Source organism: Brevibacterium picturae, from assembly GCF_030453725.1.
Taxonomy (GTDB): Bacteria; Actinomycetota; Actinomycetes; order Actinomycetales; family Brevibacteriaceae; genus Brevibacterium; species Brevibacterium sandarakinum_A.
In genome coordinates, this window is sequence record NZ_JAKDJU010000102.1 from 1 (window position 1) to 11044 (window position 11044).

Below are 11044 nucleotides of genomic sequence, written 5' to 3' on the forward strand. Positions count from 1 at the left end.
CCAGCGAAGGGACGCCCAGCATCTTTACTGTCTATAAATGGTTGTTCAGGGCCGTTCTGACGACCATTTGCGGACAGTGAATGTGGTGAGAACGGTGAATGTGGTGAGAACCTCGGAGTGAGTCAGGCGCGAGCGAGGTGATGGCCGAGAAGCTGACGGAAGTGGTCCATATTCGTCGCTTTCGACACGCGCAACACGGTCCACCCTTGTGCAACGAGATTCTGAATCCGCTCGTTGTCGGCGGCGAACTGCTTGTCTGAGCTTCTGTGGTGATCTCCTTCGTACTCGATGGCGAGACGAAGCTCGGGATATCCGAGGTCGGGGTGAAGAAGGTAGCTGAGGTTTGAGCATTGCACGGGAGGATGAACCGTCGGCTCCGGGAATCCTTGGCGTGTTATCCACAGGCGTAACCAGGTTTCCTGCGGTGAATCGACGTTTTGCCGCATGAGCGTCAGCACGGAGGCAAGTAAGGGCCGATTTCGCACGTATCGGCGACTGTCGACTTCGGCTCTGATTGCTTTAGGGGTCGCCAACGGACCACTGTGCCATTTTCCGATTGCGGCCTCGGCTACAGCGATCAGCTCATCAACTGTAAGGATTGTGGCGAGTTCAACGATCAGCTGAGGGACTGATATCAGGGGCAGCTCGCAGAAATTGGCGACCTTCAGGGACGCGTAACGGTGAAGTACAGCGCCTCTCCTCTTCAGCGTGAAATCAGGAGAAGCGGAAGCAACATGAATCCGATTGTCGGTGAGCCTCCGTGGGAGCGGAAGCCCATACAGTCGAGCTGCGGTGATGCCCGTGCCAGCTAAATCATCGTGGAGACGCAGCATCCCGGATAGGCCGACTTGTACGTTGGCCCATTCGAAGCCGGCCCACATCGGTGCCGGTACTGCGGTGTCTGGTTGATTGTCGATCCAGACGCCGTGGAAGAGCTGAGTGTAGCGAGGGCTGTTCCTCAGCGCGTGCAGGCTGAGTCCGAGCAGGCCGACCTGATCGCGGGTGAACGGGACCGGAGCAGTGAGGAATTGTATGGGTTCATTGTTCATGAGCGGTGACTCTGCCGCAGATGCGGTTCAAGAGGAACCATGCGCTCAGCGACTGTGTATCGACGTCTGTCATCCACTGCCGAATCACGCGCAAGTGAGAAGACAGTCAACAGCCAAGGACGTTCGAGTCAATGCGCTTGTCTGAGTGAGCTGTGCCTCAACGTCGCCGACGCATGTACGCGGCTGTCCGTTGCAGGATGAGGAACGTGGAAACTGTCGGGTCGAGAGGTGGTGTGCGGGTGCGCGGTACATATGTGAAAGCGCGGCTGAGCTCTGAGCGACCAGTCATGGAGAATTTGTAGTTGAGAAATGGTCGCTTTTCCCCAGGCGGACGAACATAGGTCCACACTGAAATCCGTTTGTCGACAGTGAATCGCGACGTAGAGGGAAGCGAGTCGTGTGTGCAGGGCAGTGCGTGACCCGTCATCTGAGTGGGAGCAGGCATGTCCGACGCTGAGACGCGCCGGTCCTGAGACACTCCGGCGCTCCGGCGCTCCGGCGTTCAGGTAGTCCGTGACATATTGTGACGGTCGGGGGAGTGGGCGGGGACGCGCACCGACCATACTGAGCGATTGTGAATAGTCCAGAACCAGCCGGCACTTCGGCACACGCACCAGACAAGACCGGCCCAGGCCCCACCTCGGCGGCGGAGGGCACAGCCAGCGGGACGAAGTCTCCGCGGATCATCCGCAGCGCCTCCGACATCCACTCCGTTCTCGCCGAATTCGGATCCCAGGGCACGAAGACCAAAGCGGTCATCATCCTCGCCCTCGGCGGGATCTTCATGGACGCCTACGACTTCTCGTCTCTGGCGTTCGGCATCACCGCGATCAAGGAGCAGTTCGGACTGTCCGGCTTCATGACCGGGCTCGTCAACGCCTCGATCATGGTCGGAGCGGTCATCGGTGCGCTCTTCGGCGGGTACCTCGTCGACCGTTTCGGACGCTACAAACTCTTCATGGCCGATATGGTGTTCTTCGTCGTCGCCGCCATCGGCTGCGCCGTGGCTCCCAACGAATGGGTTCTCATCGTCTTCCGCTTCGTCATGGGCATCGGCGTCGGACTCGACCTGCCTGTGGCGATGGCCTTCCTCGCCGAATTCTCCAAGCTCAAGGGCAAGGGCAATCGCTCACAGCGCGTCAACGCCTGGTCACCTGCCTGGTACATCGCCACTGGAATCGGCTACCTCGTCGTCCTCATCATCTTCGTCAGCCTGCCCTATGACCAGCACGCCATCCTCTGGCGCCTCGTCGTCGGCTTCGGCGCAGTCCCAGCACTCGTGGTGCTCCTCGTGCGCCGCCGCTACCTCGCCGAATCACCCGAATGGCTGGCGAACCAGGGCGACCTGCGCGCCGCCGTCGACGTCATGCGCTCGCACCACAACCTCGACGTGAAACTTGCCGCGGATGCGGGCGGCACGAAGACGACCGCAGGATATGACGCCAGTGGCGCCAAGCAGGAGACGACGAAGCTTGCCGGGGAGACCGGTGATTCGGCAGCCACCGGGCAGAGCACACAGTCCCTCCAGACACCGAAGAGCGGCGGCAAATGGAGCGGGTTCGCAGAACTCTTCGCCCCGCAGTACCGCGTGCGCACGATCGTCGCCCTCTGCGTGTCCGTATTCTCCACCTTCGGGTACAACGCCGTCGCCTACGGCACGCCGCTGATCATCACGACCCTGTTCCACCAGACTCCCCTGGTCACGATCATCGCCTCGCTCGTCATCAATCTCGGGTTCGGAGCCATCGGCGGGCTGCTGGGCATGAGCATCGTCAACCGGTTCGGCACCCGCCGCATTACGCTGGTCGGCTTCGTGATCCAAGCTGTGGCACTGGCTCTGCTGGCCGTCGTCGGCATCCCGGCAGGTGCCCTCGTGCTGGTGTCGGTGGCAATGCTCGCGGCCTTCGTCTTCGCACAGGCAGGAGGGCCCGGGGCCAATCTGATGAATTACGCGACCCTGTCCTACCCGACGAGGCTGCGCGGCATCGGCATCGGCTTCAATCAGTCCGTGCTGCGGGCGTTTTCGATCGTCTCCCTCATCATGTTCCCGATCCTGACCGGTTCCATGGGCACCGGAGTCTTCTGGGTCGTCGCGTGTGCACCTCTGGCCGGAGCCATCGCCGTCGGCATCGTCAAATGGGATCCGACGGCCAAGGACGTGGAAGAAGAAAATGGTATGCCAAATATGTGATCGTCGGATTGTTGCGATTGAGCCTGTGACCAGCCGCTGAGTCGTCCGTACGATCCCTGTAGTAGAGGGCGTAAACGGCGAAATCACGAACGTGTCGTTGCGCACCATCTGTGACTGGGGTTACGCTGATCTCGACAGGACTCGCCGCCACAGCGTTGTGATCAGTAATTTGGTATCCCAGCGATGTGCCTTTCAGATTTGAGTGACACCTATGACGAAGACTGAGGCCACGCAGGACTCCGCGCCCACCTGGATGGGCCCGAGTCCCGAACAGTTGGCGGCTCACCGCGTCAGCCCACGGTTCTACAACTCGGACCTGGCGCCCAGCAAGAAGGAAGGGCGAAGTTGGACCGCCTACAGCGTCTTCACCCTTTGGGCAAACGACGTTCACTCGCTGGGCAACTACGGGTTCGCGCTCGGTCTCTTCGCGCTCGGCCTGGGTGCGTGGCAGATCCTCGTCGCTCTGCTCGTCGGTGCCGCACTGCTCTTCTTCCTGCTCACGCTCTCCGGCTTCATGGGCCATAAGACCGGCGTGCCCTACCCGGTGATGAGCCGCATCGCATTCGGCGTCCACGGCGCGCAGCTTGCCGCATCTGTGCGCGGAATCGTCGCCATCGCCTGGTTCGGAATCCAGACCTACCTGGCCTCCAGCGTCCTCAACGTCCTGCTCATCACCCTCATGCCCGGCCTGCAGCCGTGGGCCGACACCGAGTTCCTCGGGCTCTCCGGACTGGGCTGGTTCTCGTTCACTCTGCTCTGGGTCGTCCAGGTCATCATCGTCAGCTATGGCATGGAGATGATCCGCAAGTACGAGGCGATCGCCGGACCGATCATCCTCGTCACGTTCGTCTCGCTGGCCATCTGGATGCTCTCCCGTGTCGATTTCTCCATCTCCTGGGCTCGGGAAGACGCCCTGTCCGGGTGGCCGATGTGGATGCACATCCTCGGCGGAGGGTCCCTGTGGGTCGCGATCTACGGCACCTTCGTCCTCAACTTCTCCGACTTCACCCGTGCCGCGAAGAAGAAGGGATCGATCGTCGTCGGCAACTTCTGGGGGATTCCGATCAACATGCTCGTCTTCGGCCTCGTCGTGATCTCGCTGGCCGGTGCGCAGTACGCGATCGACGGCACGGTCATCACCTCACCGGCCGATATCGTCCAGACCATCGGCAATCCGATCCTGTTGGCGCTGGCCTCCCTGGCGCTGCTCATCCTCACGGTCGCGGTCAATCTCATGGCGAACTTCGTCGCCCCGACCTACGCGTTGACGAATATGTTCCCGCGCCAACTCAACTTCCGCAGCGCAGCGATCATCAGCGCGGTCATCGGCTTCGTCATCCTGCCGTGGAACCTCTACGACTCACCCGTCGTCATCGTCTACTTCCTGGGCGGACTCGGAGCACTGCTGGGGCCCCTGTTCGGCGTCATCATGGTCGACTACTGGGTGATTCGGAAGACGAAGGTCAACGTTCCCCAGCTCTACACCGAGGCAGGCGATGGGGAGTACTTCTACCACCGCGGAGTCAACTGGCGGGCCATCGGCGCATTCGTTCCGGCTTCCATGATCTCCCTCGTCTTCGCCCTGGTTCCCGCGTTCGCCGGATTCTCCGAGTTCTCCTGGTTCAGCGGGGCAGGCATCGCCGCGATCATCTACTTCATCATCGCCCGCCGAAACTTCACCTTCCGCGAGGTCGACGGTGAAGAGATCGCCGTCCCCACCACGCACTGATTGAGGCCCCACAATGAAAATTCTCGTCGTCAACGTCAACACCACCGAGTCGATGACCGAGTCCATCGCCCATGCGGCACGCGAGGTCGCCTCGGCGGGCACCGAGATCATTCCCCTCACGCCGAGCTTCGGTGCCGAATCCTGCGAAGGCAACGTCGAGAGCTATCTCGCGGCGCTGGGAGTCATGGATGCGGTGATGAAGCATCCCGGCGAGTTCGACGCCGTCATCCAGGCCGGATACGGCGAGCACGGGCGCGAGGGACTGCAGGAACTCCTCGACGTTCCCGTCATCGACATCACCGAAGCGGGTGCCGCGCTGGCAATGTTCCTCGGCCACCGGTACGCGGTCGTGACGACGCTTGACCGCACCGTTCCCCTCATCGAGGACCGGCTCCTCCTGGCCGGCCTGAATACGCACTGCACCTCGGTGCGAGCATCCGGGATGGCCGTGCTCGAGCTGGAGAATCAGCCCGATCGTGCCATTGAGGCGATCGCTGATCAGGCCGCCGAGGCGGTCGACCGTGACCGTGCTGAGGCCATCGTCCTCGGCTGCGGGGGAATGGCAGACCTCAAACAGGTCATCGTCGAGCGATGCGAGGTGCCCGTCGTCGACGGGGTCACCGCTGCGGTGAAACTGGCGGAGTCGCTTGTGGAGCTGGGGCTGAGGACCTCGAAGGTCCGTACCTACGCCACGGCCCGTCCGAAGCAGATGAGCGGCTGGCCCTTCACCCCTGCGTGACCTCAGTCCGCGTTTGTTTCGGTGTTCTCGCCGATGGCATTGGCGAGGCGCTCCTTGTGCTTGTCGTGCTGTTTCTGACTCGTTCCGAGATGGTGGGCGGCCAGATCCCTGACTTTCGCCTGGTCCCGATGGGCGATGGCGTCATAGAGCTGGGCGTGCTCCGTGGCGACGAAGTCGAGGTCGTCGTGCTGGCTCAGCTGCCAGCGCATGCGTGAATCGAGGAGCTCACCGATCTCGACGAGGAGCCGGTTGCCGGAGAGCTCGGTGACGATGGCGTGGAAGTCTGCCGCCGAACGGTGCGCGCCGACCACATCACCGGCCTTCGACAGTTCCTTGCCCCTGGCCATTGCGGCTTCGAGCTTGGCCAGGCCCTCCCGGTTGTGGCGCTGTGCGGCGAGTTCGAAGGACAGGATGTCGAAGACGGTCCGGACCTCATTGAGGTCGGCGATGTCGCTGGGGGAGAACTCGCGTACCGTCGACCAGGTGTTGGGCCGATTCGCCACCAGCCCTTCGGAAGCGAGCTGTTTGAGGGCTTCGCGGATCGGCACGCGACTGACGCCGAGTTCAGTGGCGAGGTTTCGCTCCACCAGCTTGCTGCCGGGCAACCGGACACCGTCGATGATCTCGTTGCGCAGCACCTCAGTGACGCGCACGGTCTCGGAGCGGCGACTGTCAGTGCTCGAGCTGTCATTGTTCTTCACGAGGTCATTCTCCCACCCAGCGACTCAGCGCTTCATGGCCCGGCCCAGGGTGTCGAGGCCGACCGATCCCAGGTTCAGCGCCTTGGTGTGGAAGGCCTTGAGATCGAAGTCCGCTCCGTCTTCGGCCTTCGCCTCATCACGGAACTGCTCCCAGAGTCGCTGACCGATCTTGTAGCTGGGGGCCTGTCCGGGCCAGCCCAGGTAGCGGTCGAGTTCGAAGGCGAGGAAGGACCGGTCCATGGCGACATTGTCGGTGAGGAACTGCCAGGCCTTCTCCCTGTTCCAGGTTCCTCCGCCGAGGCTGGCCGGGGCTTCGAGGCCCAGGTGGAAGCCGATGTCGAGGACCACACGAGCTGCGCGCAGGCGCTGCGAATCGAGCATGCCCAGGTAGTCTGCCGGATCGTCCAGGAAGCCGAGGTCGGCCATGAGCTTCTCGGCGTAGAGGGCCCAGCCCTCCCCGTGGCCGGAGACCCAGCACATGAGTCGGCGCCAACGGTTGAGGGTATCGGAGACATAGGTGGCCTGGCCGACCTGCAGGTGATGGCCGGGCACACCCTCATGATAGACGGTGGTCTTCTCCTGCCAGGTGGCGAACTCGGTGACGCCTTCGGGCACCGACCACCACATGCGGCCCGGACGGGAGAAGTCGTCGGTCGGTCCTGTGTAGTAGATGCCTCCGGTGGCCGAGGGGGCGATCATGCATTCGATCGTGCGCACCGGTTCGGGAATGTCGAAATGAGACTTCCCGAGCTCGGTGATCGCTTCATCAGCGACCTTCTGCATCCACTCGCGCAGGCCCTCCGACCCATGCAGGGTCCGTTCCGGATCGTTGTTGAGCGTCTCCATGACCTCGAACAGATCAGCACCGGGCTGAATCTTCTCCGCCACCTCACGCTGCTGGGCGTCGATGCGGGCGAGCTCCTCGAGTCCCCACGCATAGGTCTCATCGAAGTCGACCTCCGCGCCCAGGAAGTCACGCGAGTACAGGGCGTAGGCCTCGCGACCGCATGCCTCGTTCTCCCCAGCGGCAGGGAGGAGCTGCGCACCCAAGAAATCGGCGAGGCCGGCGAATGACTCACGGGCCGCCTCGGCGTGGGTGTTCAGCCGCTGACGCAACGAGGGTGGGGCGTCGGTGGCGCCGGCGACGAGCTGGTCGAAGTTGCTGCCCGGCTCGGCTACCGCGCGGGCCTGTTCGATGACCTTCTCGACCTGGATCCGGGCGGAGACCTGGCCGCGGCTCTTGGCCAGGGACAGCGACTCCTGATAGCCGGCGACGGACGTGGGCACGGCAGCCATCGTCGTGTCCACCGCCTCCCAGTCCTGGGTGGTCTCGGTGGGCATGAGGTCGAAGGCGTCGCGAATGGACTGCAGGGGCGACTCGATGACGTTGAGGCTCGAGTGCTTGAGCCCGGCCTCGAAATAATCGCGGTCGACGGTGAGCCGGTCGCGCATCGCATCGATGGTGACGAGGTCGACGTCGTCGAGATCGGCTGTCTTCTCCGCCTCGGCGAGCTTGGCCAGGGTCTCGACAGTGAGATCATTGGCGGCAGCCAGGCCGGCGGGGGAGAAGTCATCGAAACCCGTCGCGCCATCGAGGCCGAGGTAGAGGGCGAGCGAGGGGGAGAGCGCGAGCGAGGCGTCAACGTATTCTTCAGCGACGGCGTCAATGGCCGAAGCGGTTCTCTTCTGGGTCATGATTCTCACTCTATATGACTGAGAACACAGCAGTCCGTGGCCATGCGTCTAGAGCAAGATCACCCTGAGACGCATCATCGTCGGCAGGCGCCACCATATAGCATAGGTAGGTCCCCGGCTCGATCACAGCGGATCAGTGATGACAGCAGGAAGCCGGGACGCTGTGCATCATTCAACAGAAAGAGAGACTGATCTTCAGTGACACGGGCACAGCTATGGACCAAGGACTTCGTCGTCGGCATCGGTCTCAACCTGGCGATGTCGATGGTGTTCTACCTCCTCATGACGTCCATGGCCGGCTACGCTGTCGCCCGGTTCTCCGCCGGTGAGGCCGCCGCCGGATTCGCCTCCTCCTCGTTCGTCGTCGGTGCCGTCGTCTCCCGTGTTCTGACCGGAAAATACCTCGACTTCATCGGGCGCCGGAGGCTGCTCATCATCACGATGGCCGTGTCCGTCCTCGCCTCCGTGGCCTACATGTTCGCCGACACCCTCGTCTGGCTGCTGGTCATCCGCATCATCCACGGCATCGCCTTCGGCGCCGGCAACACCGCCATCATGACCGCGATCCAGAGCGTCATCCCCTCCTCCCGCCGAGGTGAGGGCACCGGGTACTTCGGCACCGCGACGACACTGTCCACCGCCTTGGGCCCCTACCTGGGTGTGATCCTCCCACGCGCCTTTGACTTCGTGATGCTCTTCGCCGCCTCGGCGTTCATGTCGGTCGTCGCGTTCATCCTCTGCGTGGCCATCAAGTTGCCCGTCCAAGAGCTCAGTGAGGAGCAGCGTCGGTCGAAATGGCACTTCAAGATCAGCACCCTCGTTGATCCCGACGGACTGCGCATCGGTTCGATCATGCTCGTCTGCGGCACCGCCTATGCCGCGGCGCTCGTCTTCCTCGCCGGCTATGCCGCCGACAACGGTGTTCCGGCCGCCGCCTCCCTGTTCTTCGTCGCATTCGCCGTCGCGTCACTGGTCGCACGACTATTCGTGGGGCGCATGCAGGATGGCCTCGGCGACAACTTCGTCATTTACCCCGTATTCGTGTTCAACCTGGTCGGCAACATCCTGCTGGCCGTATGGCCGACCATGCCCGGCATCATCCTCGCCGGTGTGTTCGTCGGTCTGGGCTTCGGTTCTCTCATGCCGTGCATGCAGGCGATCACCGTGAAATCGGTGCCCATGCACCGTGTACCGGTTGCCACCGCCTCCTTCTTCCTGCTCCTCGACGCAGGTTCGGGGATCGGACCGATCATCCTCGGCGCGATCATGCCGCTGACCGGCGGAAACGGCATGTTCATGCTCTGCGCGGGGCTTGTAGTCGTCGCCATGATCCTCTACTTCGGCGTCCACGGCCGCCGCCGAGGCGGTCGCCCCGGTCGCGAGTACCTGCACTGAGGAGGCAGCCGAAGTCGAGGTGAGACTGGGCGGAGGTTTCTCCGGACCCACGATCGCGATAGCCTGAACGCACCGTTGACACCCCCGGATCGCAAGGACTGGCCATGAAATTCGCACTCGCGCAGATCAACTCCACCACCACGGTTGCGGACAACCTCGACAAGGTCAGGGACTACACGAACCAAGCCGCCGAGGCGGGAGCCGAGTTCGTCGTCTTCCCCGAGGCCACGATGTCGGCCTTCGGCCCCGGACTGCGCGAAGTCGCCGAGGCGAACACCGAATCGTGGCGGACCGCGATGGCCCAGCTGGCAGCCGAATCCGGCATCACCGTCATCGTGGGGGAGTTCGGCGTCTCAGGTGAGAAGGTGATCAACCTGCTCGCCGTCTACCCGCCGCAGGGTGAGCGCCGCGACTATGCGAAGATCCATCTCTACGACGCCTTCGGGTTCAAGGAATCCGACACCGTCGTCGCCGGTGAGGTCCCGGTCGTCATCGACCTCGGCGGCGAGGACCTCGGGCTGACCCTGTGCTACGACATCCGCTTCCCGAAGCTCTACGCCGAGCTCAGTCGCCGTGGCGCCAAGCTCGCCATCGTCGCGGCGTCCTGGGGCGCGGGGAAGGGCAAGGTCGAGCAATGGCAGACTCTGGCCCGGGCCCGAGCCCTGGACAGCAATATGTTCGTCGCAGCAATCGGCCAGGCCGATCCCGAGGTCAGCGGCGTCGACGTGCCGAAGAAGGGACCCACGGGAGTCGGCCACAGTCTCGTGTCCGATCCCTTCGGCCACGTCATCTCCTCACTCGAGGGTGAGGAGGCACTTGAGATCGTCGAGGTGGACCTCGCGGGAGCCGACAAGGCCGCCGAGGCGATTCCGGTGCTGACGAATGCGAAGCTCGGGTACTGAGCGGGGCAGTCGAGAAGGGGGACTGCCTGGGAGTGTGCCGTAGAACACAATAGTTGCACTTGAGGCAAAAATGCACAGGGTGCAATAATGTGGATATGACCTCCACAACTCCTGGCGAGCCGACGCCCGCCGACACTGCGGCAGTCGACTCGGCAGCCACAGGGTCGGCTGCCGCCCCGGGCGACGCCGAACAGTCCGAAGGTCTGCGCGAGCGCAAGAAGCGCGAGCGCGGACAGGCCCTGCGCCAGGCTGCCCTCGACCTGGCGCTCGAGAACGGCTACACCAACGTCACCGTCGAAGACATCTGCGAACGCTGCGGAGTCTCACGACGAACCTTCTTCAACTACTTCACGAGCAAAGAAGAGGCCCTGCTCGGCCGCTCTGACACTGTGTTCGACGTTGAGGATCAACCTGCCATCGAGGCATTCGAAGCCGGTGGTCCTCGTGGCAAGCTCCTCACCGACCTTCAGCACCTGCTGGCCTCGGTGGTCCGGACTCGCCTGAACAAGCGCGAAGAGATGCACCAATACCACCAGCTGATGAAGCAGGACCCCTCGCTCATGCAGGCTCAGATGTCGCGCATGGGAAACAATGAGCGCCTGTTCCGGGAAATGATCCAACGTCGCCTCGACCAGGCAGCGGG

Annotated in this window: 9 protein-coding genes; 6 read left to right on the forward strand and 3 right to left on the reverse strand. The window is 63.0% G+C overall.

Annotated features, from left to right (window positions below; all coding sequences use genetic code 11):
• Positions 1-122: 122 nt before the first annotated feature.
• Complete coding sequence (locus L0G76_RS10690) at positions 123-1049, reverse strand: endonuclease domain-containing protein (RefSeq protein ID WP_304357224.1); 927 nt, start codon at positions 1047-1049, stop codon at positions 123-125.
• A 574-nt stretch (positions 1050-1623) separates the two neighbouring features.
• On the opposite strand from L0G76_RS10690, the gene L0G76_RS10695 reads away from it, so the two are divergent.
• The 3 genes from L0G76_RS10695 (at position 1624) to L0G76_RS10705 (ending at position 5708) form a co-directional block, all read left to right on the forward strand.
• Positions 1624-3240 (forward strand): MFS transporter, encoded by a 1617-nt coding sequence (locus L0G76_RS10695; RefSeq protein ID WP_304357225.1) that lies wholly within the window; start codon positions 1624-1626, stop codon positions 3238-3240.
• A 211-nt stretch (positions 3241-3451) separates the two neighbouring features.
• On the forward strand, positions 3452-4969 hold the full coding sequence (locus L0G76_RS10700; protein WP_487247005.1) for an NCS1 family nucleobase:cation symporter-1: 1518 nt from the start codon (positions 3452-3454) through the stop codon (positions 4967-4969).
• Between the two features lie 13 nt (positions 4970-4982).
• Positions 4983-5708 carry an aspartate/glutamate racemase family protein gene (locus tag L0G76_RS10705; RefSeq protein ID WP_304357226.1) on the forward strand — a complete coding sequence of 242 codons (726 nt, stop codon included), beginning with the start codon at positions 4983-4985 and terminating at the stop codon, positions 5706-5708.
• A gap of 2 nt (positions 5709-5710) precedes the next feature.
• On the opposite strand, the gene L0G76_RS10710 is transcribed toward L0G76_RS10705, so the two are convergent.
• Entirely contained in the window at positions 5711-6409 is a 699-nt protein-coding gene (locus L0G76_RS10710; RefSeq protein ID WP_304357227.1) for a GntR family transcriptional regulator, read from the reverse strand.
• Between the two features lie 24 nt (positions 6410-6433).
• On the reverse strand, positions 6434-8104 hold the full coding sequence (locus L0G76_RS10715; protein ID WP_304357228.1) for a DUF885 domain-containing protein: 1671 nt from the start codon (positions 8102-8104) through the stop codon (positions 6434-6436).
• A 198-nt stretch (positions 8105-8302) separates the two neighbouring features.
• On the opposite strand from L0G76_RS10715, the gene L0G76_RS10720 reads away from it, so the two are divergent.
• The 3 genes from L0G76_RS10720 to L0G76_RS10730 form a co-directional block, all read left to right on the forward strand.
• Complete coding sequence (locus tag L0G76_RS10720) at positions 8303-9499, forward strand: MFS transporter (RefSeq protein WP_304357229.1); 1197 nt, start codon at positions 8303-8305, stop codon at positions 9497-9499.
• A 104-nt stretch (positions 9500-9603) separates the two neighbouring features.
• The gene (locus L0G76_RS10725) at positions 9604-10401 is read left to right on the forward strand and encodes a carbon-nitrogen hydrolase family protein (RefSeq protein WP_304357230.1); all 798 of its coding nucleotides are present in this window, start codon (positions 9604-9606) and stop codon (positions 10399-10401) included.
• A gap of 95 nt (positions 10402-10496) precedes the next feature.
• On the forward strand, positions 10497-11044 hold a 548-nt coding region (locus L0G76_RS10730; RefSeq protein WP_304357231.1), incomplete at its 3' end, for a TetR/AcrR family transcriptional regulator.